This window comes from Streptomyces cinereoruber (assembly GCF_009299385.1).
GTDB classification, from domain to species: domain Bacteria; phylum Actinomycetota; class Actinomycetes; order Streptomycetales; family Streptomycetaceae; genus Streptomyces; species Streptomyces bikiniensis.
In genome coordinates this window covers 465,686-484,615 of sequence record NZ_CP023693.1, presented here as the reverse complement: position 1 = coordinate 484,615, position 18,930 = coordinate 465,686, and the positions used below count along the sequence as shown (strand labels likewise).

The following is an 18,930-nucleotide window of genomic DNA, read 5'->3' as shown; positions in this document are numbered from 1 at the left end:
CCCTCGTACGAGCGAAGCGGTCCAGACCTCTTGACGATTGGTCCAGACCTTCTTAGTGTCGCCGCAACGCACTGCGGTGAGCGCAGGGCAGGGCACCACGTACTCAGGGCCATGCAGGGCGTGCGGGTCACGAATCCCCCTGCGCGCCGGATCCCATCCGAGGAGCATCGTTGAGCACCGAAACACCCCGCCGCCGACTCCGGTCGCCGCGGAGCGTCACCCGGTCCGGCCGGGCGAAGGCCGTCGCGGGCGTCACCGCGCTGGTCCTCCCCCTGGCCGCCATGGTCGGGCTCGCGGCCCCCGCAGAGGCCGCCGCCTCCGCCACCGCGACGTACACCAAGACCCAGGACTGGGGCTCCGGCTTCGGAGCCAACTGGACCATCAAGAACACCGGCACCACCACCCTGACCTCCTGGACCGTCGAGTGGGACTTCCCCGCCGGCACCAAGGTCACCTCCGCGTGGGACGCCACCGTCACCAACTCCGCGAACCACTGGACCGCCAAGAACCTCGGCTGGAACGGCACCCTCGCCCCCGGCGCCTCCCTCTCCTTCGGGTTCAACGGCAGCGGCACCGGCGCCCCCAGCGGCTGCAAGCTCAACGGCGCCCCCTGCGACGGCGGCTCCACCAACCCCGGTGACAACGCGCCCTCCGCGCCCGGCAAGCCCACCGCGAGCGACATCACCGACACCTCGGTGAAGCTCACCTGGGCGGCCGCCACCGACGACAAGGGCGTCAAGAACTACGACGTCAAGCGCGACGGGGCCACCGTCGCCACCGTCACCGGCACCACCTACACGAACACCGGCCTGACCGCCGGCACCGACTACAGCTACACCGTGGTCGCCCGCGACACCGCCGACCAGACCGGCCCGGCCTCCGCCGCCACGGCGGTCCGCACCACCGGCGGCGGTGGCGGCGGGAACCCCGGCGGCAACGGGAAGATCAACCTCGGCTACTTCACCAACTGGGGCCCCTACACGGTGAAGAACCTGGTGACCTCCGGCTCCGCGTCGAAGATCACGCACATCAACTACGCCTTCGGCAACGTGCAGAACGGCAAGTGCACCGTCGGCGACGCCTACGCCGACTACGAGAAGTCCTTCACCGCCGACCAGTCGGTGGACGGCAAGGCCGACGCGTGGGACCAGCCGCTGCGCGGCCACTTCAACCAGCTGCGCAAGCTGAAGGCGCAGTACCCGCACATCAAGGTCCTCTGGTCCTTCGGCGGCTGGACCTGGTCCGGCGGCTTCGGCCAGGCCGTGCAGAACCCGACCGCCTTCGCCCAGTCCTGCTACGACCTGGTCGAGGACCCGCGCTGGGCCGACGTCTTCGACGGCATCGACCTGGACTGGGAGTACCCCAACGCCTGCGGTCTGACCTGCGACACCAGCGGTCCGGCGGCCTTCAGGAACATGATGCAGGCCATGCGCGCCAAGTTCGGCGCCGACAACCTGATCACCGCGGCCATCACCGCCGACGGCTCCAACGGCGGCAAGCTCGACGCGGCCGACTACGGCGGCGCCGCTCAGTACATCAACTGGTACGACGTGATGACGTACGACTTCTTCGGCGCCTGGGCGGCGCAGGGCCCGACCGCCCCGCACTCCCCGCTGACCTCGTACCCCGGCATCCCCGCCCAGGGCTTCACCTCGGCGGACGCGATCGCCAAGCTGAAGGCCAAGGGCGTGCCCGCCAACAAGCTGCTGCTCGGCATCGGCTTCTACGGACGCGGCTGGACCGGCGTCACCCAGTCCGCCCCCGGCGGCACGGCCACCGGCCCGGCGGCCGGCGTCGAGCCGGGCAACCAGTACTACAAGGTCCTCAAGAACACCTGCCCGGCCACCGGCACCATCGCCGGCACGGCCTACGCCCACTGCGGCACCGACTGGTGGAGCTACGACACCCCGGCCACGGTCACGTCCAAGATGGGCTGGGCCAAGAGCCAGGGCCTGGGCGGAGCCTTCTTCTGGGAGTTCAACGGCGACACCGTCGACGGCGAACTGGTCGGCGCGATCAGCAACGGCCTGAAGTAGGGCCCCTGCGGCCGTCCTCGCGCCGCACCGCCACACCGGTCCCGCCCGCCCCGAAGAGGGGGCGGGCGGGACGTTTTCCGTCGAGGACGCTCCTCCGGGACCCGATGCGCCCGACGAACCCCCGGTCAGCGGGTGCGGCGCTCGCCGTCCCGGTCGCGGTCCCGGAGCCGAACGGTCACGTAAGCCACGAGGGCGAGGGCGCCCAGGACCAGGACGGCCTTGGAGACGAGACCGACGTACCCCTCCACCGCGTCCCACCGGTCCCCCAGCCAGTAGCCCGCCAGGATCAGGGCGGCGTTCCAGATCAGGCTGCCGAGTGCGGTCAACGCGACGAACCGGGGCAGCGGCATGCGCTCCACCCCGGCCGGAGCGGAGACCAGGCTGCGGACGACGGGCACCATGCGGCCGAGGAAGACCGCCTTGGTGCCGTGCCGGGAGAACCACTCCTCCGCACGCTCCAGGTCGGAGGTCTTCACCAGCGGCAGTTTCGCCCAGAGGGCGTGCAGGCGTTCCCGTCCGAGCAGCATCCCGATCCAGTAGAGGACCAGGGCGCCCACGACCGAGCCGAGCGTGGTCCAGAACACCGCCGAGAACAGCGTGAGCACACCCTGACCGGCCGCGAACCCGGTCAGCGGCAGGATCACCTCGCTCGGCAGGGGCGGGAAGAGGTTCTCCAGTGCCACGGCCAGGCCCGCCCCGGGGCCGCCCAGGGTCTCGACGAGGCCGGTCGCCCAGCCCGCGAGGCCGTCCGAGGGCTGCCGTGCCGCCGAGTACGTGAGGTGCATGGTGGTCTCTCCAAGCCGCCGGGCCGATCGGACGCCCCGGGGCCGCGTTCCTGTCACCACTTCGGCAGGCCTCGCACGGGCCGGTGAAGGCCCGCAACCCGGGAGTGCCTTCCCTGCTACCCGCTCCGCCGCGATCCGCACGCGCGGGTCCGGAATCGACGACGGCGGCGGTCTCCCGGCGGGCGTTGGAGGCGGGCGGCCGGGCGGGCGGGTGACGGCACACCGCCGCCCGCGCATGACACCGCTCGGATCAGCGCGTCGCCCGGTCGAGCGCGGCGAGCACCGGTGCGACGCCGTCCTCCCCGGCCAGACGCCCGGCCACCGCCCGGGCGTGATCCCGGTAGGAACGGTCCGTCGTCACCCGGCGCACGGCGGCGGCCAGCGCGCCGGAGGTGAGGCGGCGCAACGGCACCGCCGGGGGAGCGGTGCCCAGCGCGGTCAGCCGGGACGCCCAGAAGGCCGCGTCGAACTGGACGGGCACCGGAACGGCGGGCACTCCGGCCCGCAGGACGGCGCCGGTCGTGCCGGCCCCCGCGTGGTGGACGACGGCGGCCGTCCGCGGGAACAGCAGCGCGTGCGGCACCTCGCCGACGGTCAGGATGTCGTCGCCCGAGCCCTCGAGGCCCGCCCACCCCCGCTGGACGACGCCGCGCACGCCCGCCGCGCGCAGTGCGGCGACGACCGCGCGGCTCACCCGCTCCGGATCGGGAACGGTGGCGCTGCCCAGACCCACGAAGACGGGCGCCGGTCCGGCGGCGAGGAAGTCCTCCAGTTCCGGAGCGAGCCGTCCGGTCTCGTGCGGCCACCAGTACCCGGCCACCTCCAGGTGCGCGGGCCAGTCCCGGGGGCGGGGGACGACGAGTTCGCTGTAACCGTGCAGCACGGGCGGTGCCGCGCGGCTCCCGGACCGGCCCGCCGACGCGAGTCCGTGCCGGCGCAGCGACCGGACGGAGCCCGCGAGCACGAGTTCCAGCCCGGTCGTGACGGCGAGCCCGCTCCACCTGTTCCCCACCGTGCCCAGCGACCGCGTTCCCAGTACCGGAGCGGGGAACTCCCGCGTGGGGTGGAGGGGTTGGAGGTGCAGCCCCACAGCGGGCAGCGACAGCCTTCCGGCGATCGCGTACCCGAGCGGCCCCAGCGCCCCGCCGACCAGCAGGACGTCACCCTCCCGCGCCGCCTCCACCAGGGCGGCCGTCAGTTCGTCGGCCGCCCGGCGGGCCATGGACACCAGCCGCACGAGCTTGCCCGCACCGGTCCTCGCGTCGTGGAGCCGTCGGCCCCGCTCGGAACGCAGTTCGGCCCGGGGGTCCACCGGCAGCGGACGGAACCGCACCCCGGAACCGGCCACCAGCGGTTCGAACATCGCGTGCGCGGCCAGCGTCACCTCGTGGCCCGCCCGCACGAGACCGGCACCCAGACCCGTGTACGGCGCGACGTCGCCCCGCGACCCCGCCGTCATCATCACGATGCGCACGCCGCCAGTGTGACCCATCCGGCGGGGACACGGCAGAGGGCGTCCGGCGCGCCCCGCCGGAGGACTTCCGGTCCGATCGGTACGTGTTTTCGTCCGGGACGGGCATGTTCCGGCGGATGCGGGGCACACGGGCACCACTTGTTGGACCGTGAAAGGCCGGCCCGTGCTGATTCCCGACTCCCGCACCCTCCGTTCCCTGCTCACCCGTTACGCGGACCTGCGCATCGCCGAGGCGCGTGGCGAGAGGAGGGAGGGACAACTCCTGGAAGACGTCTCCCGCGCCCTGTGCGCGGCCACCGGTACGACCTGCGTCGAGGACGCCCTGGCAACCGCTGACGCCCTGCTGGCCGCTTCCCGCGGACGGGGTACCCGCCCGGTGCCGTCCGGGGCCGCCCGGACGGCACCGGAGCTGGCCGCCTGAGCGCAGTCCGCCCCGCCCCCTCCCGGCGGGATGCCCCGCGGAGTGGTGGCCATCCGCGTACGGCGGGACCGGCCCGCCTCCCGCCCGGAGACGGTGCGCCGTGCCCCTCCCGCCTCCCACCGGTCCCCGGCATGGCCTTCGGGCCGGCGTCCGGCGCTCCCGCGCGTCGGGCGACCGTCCTCAGCGGTGGCCGGCCTCGTGCTCGGCCATCCGCCGGAACTCGCCCAGGTCGTAGTTGGCCAGGGTCGCGTCGAGGTTCGTCAGGGCACCCAAGTGCTCGACGAGACCCTTCGGTTCGTACTCGACCCGGAGCGTCACCCGACTCTCCGGGTCGCTCAGCCGGTGGAAGGTGACCACCCCCGCGTGGCGGACCCCTCCGTCGTCCGCCAGGCGATCCGCTCCTCCGGTACCACTTCGGTCAGTTCGGCCACGAAGACCTCGTCGACGCCCGGCAGGGAGAGCTGCCACGCGAACGTCCGGGCGTCGATGGGGCCGGCGCGTCCGACGTGACGGAGAGAGGCGGGCCGGCGCTCGACGTCGGCCCAGAGGGGCCGGCTCACGGCCACCGGTGCCGTGATGTCGAGCTTCGGTGACGACCGTGCGCTTGCGTCTATACGGGTGTGGCGTTCTACTGGAAGGGAAATTACACCCAAAAAGTCCCGCTTTGCCGGGTTTGAGTTTGTGGAAAGGGATGGTGGCATGGCTTCCACCGAGCGAATCGTCCACGACACCACGTGGAACGACATCGACATCGAAGAGGCCCTGAACCCGTGCGAGCCGGGCGGCACGGCCCGTGACACCAGGGAATGCGCGGCGCTGGCGCTCTCCGGCGGCCAGTACGGCCTCCTGCTGTCGCCGCCGACGCCCCGCCCCAAGAAGGGCTGATGGAGCGGTCAGAGGCGGCTGCCCGTGTGGCGGAAGCGGTCCATGACCTCGCCTCGGACGTGGTCTCCGCCCTCAAGGGCGGGGACCACTCCTCTGCCCGGAGCGGGACGACCGGCGCGGAAGGCGACGGCCCGTGGCTCGCGGCCGTGCGCATGCTCGGACCGGACCTCCTGCTCCCCGCCCTCGTGCACGGCAGGCCGCCGCACCCGCAGGACGTCGCCGCGTGCCGACGCGCCGCCGACACCTTCCCGCCCCGCGCCGACTCCTCCCCGGTGACCGTCTGGAGCCACTGGGCCCTGACACGGATGTCGGACCACTCCGACGCGCGGTCCGTCACCTTCGGAGCGCCCGACGGACTCCCGGCGGAGCACGGCCCCGACCACGACGCCGGGTCCGGCGGGGCACGGGACGCGTGGCCGGCCGCCGTCCCCTGGCAGCAGCTCACCCACCAGCTCGCGCTCCTCGCCCCGCTCGCCGTTCCCGGCGACACGGCGACGGCCGCCGCCTGCGGGCACACGGTGCTCGCGGAGTCCGCCGTCGCGCGGGTCGCCCGGCAGCGACCCGTCGACCTCGCGCGCGGTTTCGTCCGGGCGGTGCGCCGACGGGACTGGCTCCAGGCCGCCGCCGCGGGCCGCTGGCTGGCGGTCGTCGACGACGTGCCGAAGACCCTGGGCCTGGACTCCGGTCTGGACTTCGTCCTGCTGATGGGCGGTTCCGACCCCCGGGTGGACCTGCACGTGCACGCCGCGCAGCACTTCCGCGCGATCCGGTCGGCAGGCGTCGAGCGGGAGGACGGCACGGGGGTGCGCGCATGACGGCGGCGGTACCGGACCGGGAATTCGGCGCGCAGACGGTCGGACCGGCCGGCGAAGGTCCCCGGCCGCCCGTCGGCGACACCGCGCGGCCCCCCGCCGGCGGCGCCCCGCGCCCCTCCGCGGCCCCGCAGGCCGCGGAGGTGGCACGCACCGCCCTGGACTGGGTGTACGACCACCTCCCGTGCTTCGCGCTGCCCGAGGACGTGCTGGCGCCCGACGTGCTCGTCGACCGCACCTGGAAACCGCTCGGCGAACTCGCCCAGCTCGGCGACGGCATCCGCCGCCACACCACCTCCGGCCCGGCCCGCCGACGCGCCGCCGAACTCCTGGAGTTCGCCTGGGGACAGACGCGCCGGGGCTCCCTGCTCCTCGAACAGCTCCGCGCGGAACCGATGTCCACCTACCCACTGGAGATCTACGCCGCCTTCCGGTCGGCGGGCTTCCGGCACCCGGCCTTCGAGGAACTGGCCCGCACGCTGGCCCGCACCCGGAGCTGGGCGCACACGGAACAGGACCCGACCCGCCGCCTGGGCATCCTCAACGCCGAGCACCGCACCGGCCTGCCCCTGCACGCCCCGCCGCTCACCGCCCTGCACCGCACCTGGCTGGGCAGCCTGCCCGAACCGTGGATGTTCGAACGCTCCGCCGGCTACGCCCTCACCCACGTCGTCTTCCACCTCACCGACTGGGGCAACGCGCCGCACCGCATGCCGCCCCGGCTCGCGCGCTACCTCCACCACTGGCTGCCCGCCTGGCTGGACTCGTGCCTGGAGGAGGAGCTCTGGGACCTCGCCGGGGAACTGCTGGCCGTGGCCGCCGGCCTCCCCACCCCCGTCCCGGCGCGGACCGTGGAACCGGCGTGGGCCCGGCTCGCGGCCGCGCAGGACGCGGCGGGCGGACTGTGCGAGGTCGGACCGAGCCGCCGCGGCGACACCGTCGAGCCGGGCTTCGCCCACTGCTACCACTCGACGCTGGTGGCCGCCTACGCGGCGACCCTCACCACCGCCCGTCTGTACGGGGTTCCCCCCGTGTCCCTCACCGCCACGGTCCTCCCGGGCCCCGAGACCGCGCCGCCGGGTGATGCCCCATGACCCTCCACCAGCCGCCCGCGCCCTCCGGCCCCTCCGCGCAGGACGGACCGGACGCCGTGGACACCGCGCTCTTCCACCACATCGGCCTGCGGGCCATGGAGTGGCTGTACGAGCACCGGGAGGGATTCCGCCTGGAGCCGGACGCCGACCCCGAGACGGGCTTCCTCGACCGCTTCAAACCCGTCGGCGAAGTCGCCATGATCTGCAAGGTCCTCTTCCGCGAGGGCGTCGCCGGCTCCCACCAGGTCGACCTGGCCCGCCGGCTCCTGGACCACCTGTGGCGCGACGTCCTCGACGGCGGCCGGATGCTGGAGGAGGGCCAGCGCCGCGAGCCGATCTCCCCCGTCCCCTTCGACGTCTACCTGCCGTTCTGGGAGATGGGCTACCGCCGGCCGTACGTCGACCGCGCGGTCCGGCTCAACCAACGCCTCGACAGCTGGGCCGCGATGGAGATGAGGCCGGTGCGGCGCCTGGGCCTGAGCGCCTTCGAGCACCGCTTCGGGCTGACCCCGCGCATCCCGGTGGAGGAGGCCGCGGCACGCACCTGGCTGGCCCGCGCGCCGGAGCCGTGGACGGTCGAGGGGTACGCCGCCTACGACGTCACCCACACCGTCTTCCACCTCACGGACTGGGGCGCGCGCCCCGCCGACCTGCCGCCCGCCACCGCCGACTACCTCGCCACCTGGCTCCCCGTGTGGCTGGACGACTGGCTGGACCTGCGACGCTGGGACCTGCTCGGCGAACTCCTCGTCGTCGACGCCTGCCTGGAGCACCCCACGCTGGACGCCCGCGCCTGGCGGGCCTTCGCCGCCGCGCAGCAGCCCGACGGAGCCATGCCGGCCGTACGGGACATGCCGGAGGAGGGCGACGAGGACGCGGTGTTCGACGTGGTCTACCACTCCACCGTCGTCGCCGCCTTCGCCGCCACCCTGGCCACCTCCCGCGCCTTCTCCCGCCTCGCGGGCGCGCCGCCTTCCCCGGGAGCGACCGCGTGAAGCCGTACACGGACGAAACGGGTCCCGAGGACGGCGGGGGCGAGGCCCCGGCACGGGTCGCCGGTCCGCCCGGAACGGGAACGACCGCGCCCCTGGCCGACCGACTGGCCGCCGCCGTCGCCTCCGCCGACGCCCCCGACGTCGTCTTCGCCGCTTCCGTACGGGGCCGCAGGACGCTGTGCGACGGCGGCACGGCCGACGCGACGGCCACCGACCGCCAGGAGCTGCGCTACGAGATCGGCTCGGCCTCCAAGACCTTCGCCGGCCTGCTCCTGGCCTGCCTCGCCACCTCCGGACACACCCCCCTCGGACACCCGGTGGACGCCGCCCTGTTTCCGGACCGGCCGCCCGGCCGCGATCCCGTCACCCTCCACCACCTGATCACGCACACCTCCGGACTGCCCGGACTGCCCCGCGACCTCTACCTGCGGGCACTGCCGCGCCGGAACACCAACCCCTACGCCGGATACGACGCCCGGCGCGTCGTCGAGGCGTTCGCCCGCGCCCGCCCCCGCCGCCCCGGCACCCGCTGGCGCTACTCGAACTTCGGCGTGGCCGTCCTGGGTCACGCCCTCGCGGCCCGCACCGCGACGCCCTGGGACGACCTCCTGCGTGAGCACGTCCTGGCCCCGCTCGGCCTGTCCGGCACCGCCCTGCGGCCCGGCGCCGAGGGCGGGCGGGACGCGACCGGCCACGCCAAGGACGGCACCACGCCCCTGCCGCCCCTGGACATCGCGGGGTTCGCCGCGGCGGGAGCCGTGCGCGCCACCCCGCACGACCTGCTCGCCTTCCTGGAGGCCCACCTGGAGCCGAGCGGGCCCCTGGCCGACGCCCTGCGCGAGGTGCGCCGACCGGTACTGAGCCACGGCCGCGGGGAGCACCGCCAGACGCACACGCTGACCTGGTTCCAGCAGCCGACCCCGCGCGGACCGGCCTACTTCCACTGCGGGGCCACCCCGGGGCAGCAGGCGTTCCTCGGTTTCTGCCCGGCCACGGGCTTCGCCCTGGCCGCGGTCTCCACCCGCCGGTACCGCCCCGCCGACCCCTTCTCCGCCGAGGCACTCACCCTCTTGTGCGAGGGTCCGTAGCAGCCGCCCCTCGCGGCCGGCAGCCGCCGTCCCCCGCTCGCCGGCGTTCCACGGGTGCGGCGGACGGGAGAGGAGCCGTGCGTCCACGGCACGGCCCGGCTGCGCGAACGTCGCATCACCTCACGGATGCCCGACCGCCCGTCACGAACGCGAGGGCGGCCGCTTCCTCGGGCGCGGTGGCGCCGGGGCGTCGCTAACCGGCCGTACTGAATGGCCGTTCGGTAAAGCGCACGCGTCTTCGAGCAGGTCGGCTGCCCGTGGGGGGAGGGGAGCGGCGCGGCACGGGACCGCGTCGGGGCCCCTCGTGCCGCTCCTGAGCAGCCTCGACGCACTGCGAACACCGCTGAGAGCACCTCCATGTCCGAATAACGGTCATGAAGGTGCGGTGGCGCAGCGTGTCGGACACACTCCGAAGCGCAAGGTGGGTGGGAATCGCAGGAGAAAATCCCCCCACTCCTCTCGATCGAAAGAGAATCTTCCCGTGCTTCGTCGTTCTGTCGCAGTTTCCGCCGCCGTCCTTCTCTGCCTCGTCGGCGCCGGTGCCGCGGAAGCCGGTTCCACCAGCCTGTACGCCCCCTCCGCCCTCGTGCTCTCGGTCGGCAAGGGCGACGCCTCCGGCCCGGTCACCGTCCTGCGCGCCACCACGCTCAGCTGCGCGCCCGTCCCGGGCGGGACGCACCCCGCCCCGGAGGCCGCCTGCGCCGAACTCGAGGGAGGGTTCGCGGGCGGCGGGTTCGACGGACTCCTCGCCTCTCCGGACCCCGACCGGGCCTGCCCGCAGCACTTCGACCCCGTCACCGTCACCCTGGACGGCGTCTGGGAGGGGACCCGCACCTCCTGGCAGCACACCTTCTCCAATGCCTGCGTCATGGGCACCACCCTGAACGGCGGGGAGGCCTTCGCGTTCTGAGCGGCCCACCGGCCCGCCGGCCCGTGACGCACGGCGGGGACCGGGAGGCGGGGGCGGGGCGGGGGATCTCGGCCGGATGGAGCAGCGCAAAGGCGGGGAACGGCAAAGCGTCCGATGCTGAGGTGAATCCTCCTCCGCCGGGCCTCCCTCCGCCGGATCCCCACCCTGCCGGGCCCTCGCCCGCCCGCCGTCGCACCCCGAAGGAGCTTCCGTGTCGGCACGCCCCGGAGTCCGCTTCCGTCCGCGCGCACGTCTGCGCCTGTCCGTCGCCGCCCTCGCGGGCGCCCTCTCCGGCGCCCTCGTGCTGGGCGGCGCCGGCGGGCCCGCGCAGGCGACCGGAACGCCCCCGTCCTCGCCCCCGCCCTCGGACAAGGCCCTGCAGAAGCGGCTGGACGACCTCGTCCGGACGGCCGGCGGCCCGCCCGGCGTGATCGCCCTCATGCAGGTGGGCGACCGGACGACGGTCCACCGGGCCGGCGTGGCCGACACCAGGACCGGCAGACCGCCCCGGGCGGACGCGTACATGCGCCTCGCGAGCGTCGCCAAGGCGTACAGCGGGGCGGTCGCCCTGCGCCTGGTCGACCGGCACCGCCTGGACCTGGACGACACGATCGGCCGCCGCCTCCCCGCCCTGCCCCGGGCCTGGCACAAGGTGACCCTCCGACAGCTGCTCAACCACACCAGCGGACTGCCCGACTTCTCCACCGCCCCCTCGTTCCTGGAGATCCTGGTCGCGGACCCGCGACACCGCTTCGACTCGCGCGAACTCCTCGACTTCGTCGCCGACCGGAAGCTGCTGTTCCCGCCCGGATCGCGGTACGCGTACTCGAACTCCGACAACATCGCCGTCGCGCTGATGGCCGAGGCGGCGACCGGCCGACCGTACGAGCAGTTGCTCGAACAGCTCGTGTACCGGCCCCTCGACCTGCGGCGGACCGTCCTCCCGCAGGGCTACCGGATGCCGAGGCCCTACCTGCACGGCTACGACGTCACGCCGCCCGCCCCGCCCGAGGACATCAGCGAGGCCATCAGCGCCTCCGGCGTATGGGCCTCCGGCGGCATCGTGGCCACGCCCAAGGACCTGAACGCCTTCGTCCGGGCCTGGGCGGGCGGCCGCGGCTACCTCTCCGAGGAGGTCAGGAAGGAGCAGCGCCGCTTCATCCCCGGCGCCGCCTCGGAGCCCGCGGGACCCGGGACCAACGCGGGCGGACTGGCGATCTTCCGGTACGAGACCCGGTGCGGCACCGTCTACGGCCACACCGGCAACTACCCCGGCTACACCCAGCTGGCCGCCGCCACGGCGGACGGTAAGCGCTCCCTGACGTTCTCGATCAACACCCAGACCAGCAAGACCCTCAAGCCGGAACTGCTGGCCCGGGTCCGCGCCGTCCAGGAGGACTTCGTCTGCGCCCTGCTCCGCCGCTGAGCCCCGGCCCCGCCCGGGCTCCGGGCGTACGAAGCGAACGACCGGAGGCGAAACAAACGACTGGAGGCGAGACGGCGCGTCTTGTTACGGTGGGGGCATGGCTTTCCTCTTCTTCGTCTGAGTCCGGGCACGGCCGACGCCGCCGTCTCCGCCGCCCGTAGACCCTTCGTACGCCCGGGAAAGCCCATGCGCGACCGCGCCCGCACCGTCCTGCCCACCCTCGCCACCGCCCCCGCCGCGGCACAGCTGTCCGTCCGCAACGCCACCAAGTCCTACGGCACCCGGATCGTCCTCGACCAGGTGTCCCTCACCGTCCGACCGGGCGAGAGGGCCGCCGTCGTCGGCGAGAACGGCTCCGGCAAGTCCACCCTGCTGCGGCTGCTCGCCGCGGCCGAGACGCCGGACGCCGGGGAGGTCACCGTCGTCTTCCCCGGCGGCGTCGGCCACCTCGCCCAGACCCTCGACCTCGACGCGTCCCGCACCGTGCAGGACGCCGTCGACCTCGCCCTGACCGAACTGCGCGCCATGGAGCGGGGGCTCCGCGCGGCGGAGGAGACCCTCGCCGACGCGTCGGACGAACAGCTCGCCGCCTACGGCGAACTGCTGATCGCCTACGAGGAACGCGGCGGGTACGAGGCCGACGCCCGGGTGGACGCCGCGACGCACTCCCTCGGCCTCGCCCACGTCACCCGCGACCGCCCGCTCGGCTCCCTCTCAGGCGGTGAACAGGCACGGCTCGCACTCGCCTGCGTCCTGGCCGCCGCCCCCGAACTGCTCCTCCTGGACGAACCGACGAACCACCTCGACGCCGCGTCCGCGCACTGGCTGGCGGAGCAGCTGCGCGCCCACCGCGGCACCGTCGTCGCGGTCACCCACGACCGCGGCTTCCTGGAGCGCGTCGCCACCACGATCCTGGAGGTCGACCGCGACGAGCGCACCGTCCGCCGGTACGGCGACGGCTGGGCCGGCTACCGCGCCGCCAAGGCCGCCGCCCGACGCGGCGCGGAGCAGCGGTACGCGGACTGGACCGCGGAGGTGACCCGCACGGAGGAACTGCTCGACGCCGCGACGAGGCGGCTCTCCACCACCGGCCGCGACCCGAAGCAGGGCTTCGGCAAGCACCGCCGCTCCAGCGAGGCCAAGCTCGGCGGCCAGGTGCGCTCGGTCCGGGAGCACCTGGCCCGGCTGCGGCGCCACCCGGTGCCGAAGCCACCGGCACCGCTCCGCTTCGCGACGGCGCCGCCCACCACCGAAGACGGCCCGGCGCGGGGCCCCCTCGCCGCACTCGACGGCGTACGGGTCGGGGAGCGGCTGCGCCTGGACGGCCTCCTGACGGTCGAGCCCGGGCAGCGGCTCCTCGTCACGGGCGAGAACGGCGCGGGCAAGACGACCCTGCTGCGCGTCCTGGCGGGCGACCTGGAGCCGGACGCGGGCACGGTGCGCCGCCCCGCCCGGATCGGCTACCTCGCGCAGGAACTGCCCGTGCGCTCCACCCGGCTCCCGCTGCTCGCCGCGTTCGCCGCCGGGCTGCCCGGACCGTCGGACGAGCACGCCGAACGACTCCTGTCCCTGGGCCTGTTCCGCGAGGAGGACCTGAGCGTCCCGGTCGCCGACCTGTCCGTGGGACAGCGGCGACGGCTGCGGATCGCGACCCTGGTGACCCGGCCCGCCGACCTCCTCGTCCTCGACGAGCCGACCAACCACCTCGCCCTCGACCTGGTCGAGGACCTCCAGACCGCGCTCGTGGCGTACCCGGGGGCGGTGGTCGCGGTCTCGCACGACCGGGACTTCCGCGCCCGCTTCGAAGGCGAGCGGCTCGAGCTGCGCGCCGGCCGCAGGGTCTGACCCCGGCCCCGAACCGCGGACCCCGCCCTCTCCCCGGCGGCGCAGGAATTGCAGCGTCCTGCCGACGGGGTGAGGCTGGGAACCCGCGCGTGAAGTGGAGCAGCCAGCTATGAGCAATCTCGTCGTGGTCGGGGTGGACGGCTCGGACATGAGTCTCACCGCCGTGGCGGCAGCCGCCACGGCGGCGGCACGGCGCGGCGCGAGGCTGCGCGTGGTCCACGTCGAGGTGCCGATCAAACCCAGGTACGTGGTGCCGGACCCGGCGTCCGCCACCCTCGTCCAGGAGGCGGCGGTGCACGCCCTCGGCGTCGAGCCCGAGCTCGTGGTGACCAAGGCCGTGGTGACCGGCGACGTGGTGCACGTGCTGGAGGCCGAGTCACGGGCGGCGGACCTGATCGTCGTCGGCTCCAGGGGGATGGGCGGCATCACGGGCCTGCTGCTGGGATCCACCCCCGTCTCCCTGGCCGCCCGCAGCCACTGCCCCGTGATGACCGTCCGGGAGGAACACGGGACGTCCGCCGACGGGGAGCCCGTCGTCCTGGGGATCGACGGCTCCCCGGACAGCGAAGAGGCCGTCGACGTCGCGTTCGCCGAGGCCGCCCGGCGCCGGACCGGACTCGTGGCGGTGCACGCCTGGCAGCCCGACAAGGCCCCGCCCGGCACGACCCCCGAGTCCGAGGCGCGAGCGCTGGCCCGGGCGCTCGCCGGCCGCGCGGACACCCATCCGGACGTCACCGTCCGGCGCGACCTGGTGGAGGGCAAGGCGCACGAGGTCCTGATCGAGGCGAGCCGAACGGCCCAACTGCTGGTCGTCGGCGCCCGCGGCCGCAGCGGCATCGCCGGACTGCTCCTGGGCTCGGTCAGCCAGGCCGCGATGACGTACGCGCACTGCCCCGTCGTCACCGTCCGCAGGGCGGCATGAGCGGCCCGACCACGCCCGGCCCGCCGGAACCACGACCGTGGGAACAGCGGACCGCGGACCGGACAACTGGATGATTCCTCCACCCCGGTGAAAGACCGCGACGGAGACCTCCTCCGGGGCGCGCACCCCGTGACCTGCCCCGTCCATGATCGTTACCCGCTGTGGCGCCCGCTCCGGACGATCGGGGGGCGTACGAGAACAGGTCGCATCGGGAACGGGTCGTAGCGCGGAAGGGGCGGTTCGGTGGGCAGCTGGATCAGTGTCGGTCTGGGGGCCGCGGCGGCCCTGTGTCCGCTCCCTCAGTACGGTGACGCCGTGGTCGTCATGGACCACACCCCGACCGGCGACCACCTGGTGGTGTGCGCCCCGGACGTGTGGATCGACATGGGCCACGACCACCCGGAACCCCGACCGGACGCCCCACGGCCCGCGACCGCGCCCCCGCCCGCGTGCCGCCCCCCGGCACCGGCACCGTCCACGCCTCCGCCCGCACCGCGACCGCCGGCCCCGACACCCTCCGCACCGCGACCGCCGGCGCCGGTCGCGCCCCCGCCCGCACCACAACCCTCGGTACCGCCGGCGTTCGAGCCGACCGTGACCTCGCCCCCTCCTCGGCCGGCCCCGCCGACCGCCCGCCACGCGGCACCCGGGCCCACCGCACCGAAGCCCGCCGAGGCCCCAGCCGAATCCGGGCCCCCGGCCGCCCCGGCACCCGGCGCCGACCCCGCCCCGCCCCCGACCGCTGCCGCGCCCCCGGCCCCGTCGAAGGCCCAGCAGGCCTTCCGGTGGGTGCCGCGCCCGCACTACACCGGCGGTCCCACCCGCCCGCTCCCGGCCGGGATGTCGACGACCATGTCCACGGTCGTCGTCACCCTCCCGGGCGTTCTGGCCGCGGTCGCCCTACGGCCGGGTTCCCGCCGCCGCGGCCGCGGCTGACGACCCGCGACCGCACCCGTACTCGTACCCGCTTCCCTTCCTTCCCCTCCCACCTCACCCGCCCTGGAGTTGCGCCGTGCCGGAATGGCTCGTCTACACCCTCGCCTCGGTCCTGGTCTGCCTGCTCGTCATCGTGACCACCGTCATGCGGCACCGCAGGGTGGCCGCGGACGAGGACACCTCCGAGACCCCGGACGTGCTGGAGTACATGGTCATGATGGTCGGCGTCGTCTACGCCATCGTGCTCGGCCTGGCGATCGCGGGCGTGTGGGAGGCCCGTGGCGCGGCCGAGGACACCGTCCAGCGCGAGGCCCAGGCCCTCTACGAGATCGACCAGCGGCTCGACGTCTACCCGGCCGCCTTCCGCGCCCAGGTCAAGGAGCACATCGACGCCTACGCCCGGCACGCCGTCACCACCGAGTGGCCCGCCATGAAGGACGACGTCCCCGTCGGCTCCACCGGTGCCGACCTGCTCGGCCGCATCCGCAGCGACATCGCCCACCACACCCCGGCCGACGAGCTGCAGGCCCAGGCCTACCAGCCCCTCCTCGACCAGGTCGCCGCCGCTGACGACGCCCGCCACCAGCGCCTGGACAGCGCCGGCACCACCCTGCCCGGCGCGGTCTGGTTCGGCCTCGTCGCCGGCGCCGTGGTCACCCTCGGTCTGCTCTACACCCTGCAGATCCGCCGCTCCGCCCGCGAACTGCTGCTGGCCACCACCTTCAGCTCCCTGGTGGTCTTCCTGCTCTTCCTCGTCTGGAGCTTCGACGCCCCCTTCGGCCACTCCGGCACCGACTCAGCCCAGCCCCTGACCGACCTGATCACCCCGACCGCCTGACCCCCCGTCCGGAGCGAAGGCCGGGTTCGGCCAAGGGAGTTGACCTCAACCGCGGTCGAGGTCGGAGGCTGGTGGCATGACCGACACCACCGGCCTCCGGCCGATCGCACCATCCGACCCCACCCGCCCGGACGCGGGCCTCGTCCTGGCGTCCCTGTGGCACACCGAGGGGCCCGAACAGCAGCGGAAGGTCATGTCCGGCGTCATGGACGCCTGGGAGGAGGCCCGGCTGCCGGCCGCGTACCTCGCACGGCACTGCCTGGCGGGGTCCGACGGCCGGACCGTCCTCAACTTCGCCCAGTGGACGACCCCCGAAGCCCACCGGGCCTTCGCCGCCGACCCCCGCAACCAGCAGACCCTCGGCAGCGCCGTCCAGGCGCTCTACTCGGCCGCTCCGCCGGGCCGTTACGCGCCCCACCGCCTCACGGGCCGGCACGGCGGGACCGCCCGCTGCTTCACCGCGACGTGGTACGACACCGAGGACGCCGGGGCGGCCCGGTCCCTCGCCGACGCCCTGGCCGGGCGCGAGCCCGCCGACCCGGCCGCGGTGGCGGAGTGCTCCTTCGTCGCCGCGGACGGACGGCAGCTCCTCGTACTCACCGGGTTCGAGGACGAACCCGGCGGCGCCGGACCCTGGTTCCGCCCGTTCCGCGGTCTGGTGCGACCGGCGCACCGGGGGGCCTGACCGTCGCACCCGCGGCGGACGGGCGACGGTCCCGGGTCACTCCTCCCCGGAGAACCGCTCCCAGGCCGACTGGCGGGTGATGCCCAGTGCCCGGCCGATCCTGGCCCAGGTCACGCCGCGCCGCCGGAGCTCCGTGACCCACATGCGCAGATCGGCCTCGATCCGGTCGGCGACCGCCGCGACCCGGGGCAGCCGCTCCAGCATCTCGGCGTCGGTCAGCCCGCCCCACATCGGCATCCGCAACTCGGTGGGACCCGGCCGGTATTCGGCCACGATCGAGGCGGCCAAGTCCACGCACTCGGTGCAGATGTTCACCCCGGGGCCGGCGACCAGCTTGGTCACCTCAGCCTCGGGCCTGGCGCAGAACGAGCACATCCGGCCGTCGTCGTCCGTCTTCTCGGCGAACACGGCACCCCTTCCCCACCGGCGGCCCACTTGTCAGGCCGCCCCTGACGAACAGCTTAGGAACGTCAGGGACAGCCTGACAAGCCGAGGCGGCGCCAGGGTCACGGCCGACGGAGCGCCACCCGGCGCGGAGACCGTCCCGGGCGTCAGGCGATGGTGACGACGCGCGCCCAGGAGGGCGGCGCGTCGGGGGTGTAGTCGGGGTTCTCCTCGTTCACGGAACGGGCGGGGCGAGGGAAGAGGCCGACGACGGTGCGGCAGGGCGGCTGGGCGGAGGGCCAGGGCGTCTGGCCGTCCGTCAGGGCGACGATGACGTCCGGGCGCGGCCGGGCGCGCAGGGCCCGGGCGAAACCGGAACGCAGGTCCGTTCCACCGCCGCCGACCAGCTCGATGTCCTCCGCACGGCACAGCGGCACGGCGATCCCGGCCGCCGCGTCGCACGAGATCACCGAGACCAGGTCGCGCCGTCCGCCCACCGCCCGCGAGATCGCCGCCACCTCCAGGAGCGCGCTGCCCAGCTCGGCGTCGCTCACCGACCCCGAGGTGTCGATGACCACGCAGACGCTGGGCGGCGTACGGCGCAGACTCGGCAGCACCACCCCCGGAACACCGGCCGAGCGCCGGGACGGACGCCGGTAGCTGTGGTTCTCGCCCACCCCCGGCGCCCCCGCCGCCGAACGGATCGCGGCCCCCAGCAGGCGCCGCCACGGCTGCGGCGGATGGAACGCCTCCTCCGCCCACCGGCGCCACCCCTCCGGCGCGTCGCCCGGCCGGCCCTTGATGCCCTCCGCGACCCGGAAGCGCACCGCGTCCCGCTGCTGCCTGCTCAGCCCGTGGGCCCCGTCGGGCCCCAGCTCCCACGGCCGGGCGTGACCGTCCGCGCCGCTGCCGCAGTCCAGCCAGGCCAGACCGGCGGCGAGCCCGGACATCGACGCCGTCCGCAGGTACTCCTCCATCAACTGCCCCTCGGGCAGCCGCAGCAGCGAAGGGAGCACCGCCCCGGCCGGCCGGGGGAGGCCGTCGCCGTAGATGTCGTCGTTGATCTCGAAGTCGGCGGCGATGTTGCGCCGCAGCCGCTCTCCCGGCCCGTGCTCGTCGTGCTCCTTCGCGTACCGCTCGCCCCGCCCGTGGTGGTCCCGGAGCAGATGGGAGACCTCGTGCACCCAGACGCCCGCCAGCTCCTCCACCGGAGTGGACGCGACGAACCCCGGGGAGACGTAGCAGCGCCAGTACGCGTCCACCGCCATCGTCGGCACCGACCGGTCCTCCACCACGTGCAGGGCGAAGAGCGCGCCCGCCAGATAGGGCCGCACCTTGACCGCGTGCAGCCGGGCGGCCAGCAACTTGTCCATGTCCAGGGGGAGTCCGTACGC

17 protein-coding genes and 1 pseudogene are annotated in these 18,930 nt (G+C 74.5%); 13 read left to right on the top strand and 5 right to left on the bottom strand.

All coding sequences use genetic code 11. The features are described 5' to 3' along the window. The first annotated feature begins 170 nt into the window (after positions 1-170). Positions 171-2,036, top strand: coding sequence for a glycoside hydrolase family 18 chitinase (locus CP977_RS02260; RefSeq protein ID WP_152369513.1), 1,866 nt, complete (start codon positions 171-173; stop codon positions 2,034-2,036). Positions 2,037-2,161: 125 nt separating this feature from the next. Here CP977_RS02260 and CP977_RS02255 read toward each other — a convergent pair whose 3' ends face one another. After that, complete coding sequence (locus tag CP977_RS02255; protein ID WP_062761108.1) at positions 2,162-2,821, bottom strand: DedA family protein; 660 nt, start codon at positions 2,819-2,821, stop codon at positions 2,162-2,164. Between the two features lie 250 nt (positions 2,822-3,071). Further along, a complete protein-coding gene (locus CP977_RS02250; RefSeq protein ID WP_109186279.1) occupies positions 3,072-4,313 on the bottom strand; it encodes a glycosyltransferase in 1,242 nt (413 codons plus the stop codon). 145 nt (positions 4,314-4,458) lie between these two features. On the opposite strand from CP977_RS02250, the gene CP977_RS02245 reads away from it, so the two are divergent. Continuing rightward, a complete protein-coding gene (locus CP977_RS02245; protein WP_167309047.1) occupies positions 4,459-4,716 on the top strand; it encodes a DUF5133 domain-containing protein in 258 nt (85 codons plus the stop codon). 180 nt (positions 4,717-4,896) lie between these two features. On the opposite strand, the pseudogene CP977_RS02240 reads toward CP977_RS02245, so the two are convergent. Beyond that, positions 4,897-5,330: pseudogene (locus CP977_RS02240) on the bottom strand (SRPBCC family protein). A gap of 85 nt (positions 5,331-5,415) precedes the next feature. Here CP977_RS02240 and CP977_RS02235 point away from each other — a divergent pair. The 11 genes from CP977_RS02235 (at position 5,416) to CP977_RS02185 (ending at position 17,152) form a co-directional block, all read left to right on the top strand. Then, complete coding sequence (locus CP977_RS02235) at positions 5,416-5,601, top strand: hypothetical protein (protein WP_062761103.1); 186 nt, start codon at positions 5,416-5,418, stop codon at positions 5,599-5,601. Next, positions 5,601-6,416: a hypothetical protein gene (locus CP977_RS02230; protein WP_109186277.1), complete on the top strand. Its 816-nt coding sequence runs from the start codon at positions 5,601-5,603 to the stop codon at positions 6,414-6,416. Before CP977_RS02235 ends, CP977_RS02230 begins: the two co-directional genes overlap by 1 nt. Beyond that, on the top strand, positions 6,413-7,507 hold the full coding sequence (locus tag CP977_RS02225) for a DUF6895 family protein (RefSeq protein WP_183953294.1): 1,095 nt from the start codon (positions 6,413-6,415) through the stop codon (positions 7,505-7,507). Before CP977_RS02230 ends, CP977_RS02225 begins: the two co-directional genes overlap by 4 nt. Before the next feature lie 95 nt (positions 7,508-7,602). Further along, positions 7,603-8,502, top strand: coding sequence for a DUF6895 family protein (locus CP977_RS02220; RefSeq protein ID WP_062761280.1), 900 nt, complete (start codon positions 7,603-7,605; stop codon positions 8,500-8,502). After that, positions 8,499-9,590 carry a serine hydrolase domain-containing protein gene (locus CP977_RS02215; RefSeq protein WP_152369511.1) on the top strand — a complete coding sequence of 364 codons (1,092 nt, stop codon included), beginning with the start codon at positions 8,499-8,501 and terminating at the stop codon, positions 9,588-9,590. Before CP977_RS02220 ends, CP977_RS02215 begins: the two co-directional genes overlap by 4 nt. 481 nt (positions 9,591-10,071) lie before the next feature. After that, positions 10,072-10,500 carry a subtilase-type protease inhibitor gene (locus CP977_RS02210; protein ID WP_062761099.1) on the top strand — a complete coding sequence of 143 codons (429 nt, stop codon included), beginning with the start codon at positions 10,072-10,074 and terminating at the stop codon, positions 10,498-10,500. A gap of 211 nt (positions 10,501-10,711) precedes the next feature. Further along, positions 10,712-11,926 carry a serine hydrolase domain-containing protein gene (locus CP977_RS02205; RefSeq protein WP_152369510.1) on the top strand — a complete coding sequence of 405 codons (1,215 nt, stop codon included), beginning with the start codon at positions 10,712-10,714 and terminating at the stop codon, positions 11,924-11,926. Between the two features lie 186 nt (positions 11,927-12,112). Further along, a complete protein-coding gene (abc-f, locus tag CP977_RS02200; RefSeq protein ID WP_152369509.1) occupies positions 12,113-13,771 on the top strand; it encodes a ribosomal protection-like ABC-F family protein in 1,659 nt (552 codons plus the stop codon). A gap of 109 nt (positions 13,772-13,880) precedes the next feature. Then, complete coding sequence (locus CP977_RS02195; protein ID WP_079131649.1) at positions 13,881-14,693, top strand: universal stress protein; 813 nt, start codon at positions 13,881-13,883, stop codon at positions 14,691-14,693. A 1,012-nt stretch (positions 14,694-15,705) separates the two neighbouring features. Continuing rightward, complete coding sequence (locus CP977_RS02190) at positions 15,706-16,467, top strand: bestrophin-like domain (RefSeq protein WP_062761091.1); 762 nt, start codon at positions 15,706-15,708, stop codon at positions 16,465-16,467. Between the two features lie 76 nt (positions 16,468-16,543). Continuing rightward, positions 16,544-17,152, top strand: a complete 609-nt coding sequence (locus CP977_RS02185) for a hypothetical protein (protein WP_152369508.1) — start codon at positions 16,544-16,546, stop codon at positions 17,150-17,152. A 36-nt stretch (positions 17,153-17,188) separates the two neighbouring features. Here the strand turns inward: CP977_RS02185 and CP977_RS02180 are convergent, their stop codons facing one another. Together CP977_RS02180 and CP977_RS02175 are read right to left on the bottom strand one after the other, a co-directional pair. Continuing rightward, positions 17,189-17,560: a ClpX C4-type zinc finger protein gene (locus tag CP977_RS02180; protein ID WP_221331370.1), complete on the bottom strand. Its 372-nt coding sequence runs from the start codon at positions 17,558-17,560 to the stop codon at positions 17,189-17,191. 143 nt (positions 17,561-17,703) lie between these two features. Further along, complete coding sequence (locus CP977_RS02175) at positions 17,704-18,909, bottom strand: vWA domain-containing protein (protein WP_062761087.1); 1,206 nt, start codon at positions 18,907-18,909, stop codon at positions 17,704-17,706. Positions 18,910-18,930: the final 21 nt, after the last annotated feature.

Bases quoted from the DNA above. Each gene is read 5' to 3' on its own strand.
- CP977_RS02250 (WP_109186279.1), bottom strand. From the start codon at position 4,313: ATGGGTCACACTGGCGGCGTGCGCATCGTGATGATGACGGCGGGGTCG.
- CP977_RS02220 (WP_062761280.1), top strand. From the start codon at position 7,603: ATGGAGTGGCTGTACGAGCACCGGGAGGGATTCCGCCTGGAGCCGGAC.
- CP977_RS02235 (WP_062761103.1), top strand. From the start codon at position 5,416: ATGGCTTCCACCGAGCGAATCGTCCACGACACCACGTGGAACGACATC.
- CP977_RS02255 (WP_062761108.1), bottom strand. From the start codon at position 2,821: ATGCACCTCACGTACTCGGCGGCACGGCAGCCCTCGGACGGCCTCGCG.
- CP977_RS02230 (WP_109186277.1), top strand. From the start codon at position 5,601: ATGGAGCGGTCAGAGGCGGCTGCCCGTGTGGCGGAAGCGGTCCATGAC.
- CP977_RS02195 (WP_079131649.1), top strand. From the start codon at position 13,881: ATGAGCAATCTCGTCGTGGTCGGGGTGGACGGCTCGGACATGAGTCTC.
- CP977_RS02225 (WP_183953294.1), top strand. From the start codon at position 6,413: ATGACGGCGGCGGTACCGGACCGGGAATTCGGCGCGCAGACGGTCGGA.
- abc-f (WP_152369509.1), top strand. From the start codon at position 12,113: ATGCGCGACCGCGCCCGCACCGTCCTGCCCACCCTCGCCACCGCCCCC.
- CP977_RS02175 (WP_062761087.1), bottom strand. From the start codon at position 18,909: ATGGACAAGTTGCTGGCCGCCCGGCTGCACGCGGTCAAGGTGCGGCCC.
- CP977_RS02185 (WP_152369508.1), top strand. From the start codon at position 16,544: ATGACCGACACCACCGGCCTCCGGCCGATCGCACCATCCGACCCCACC.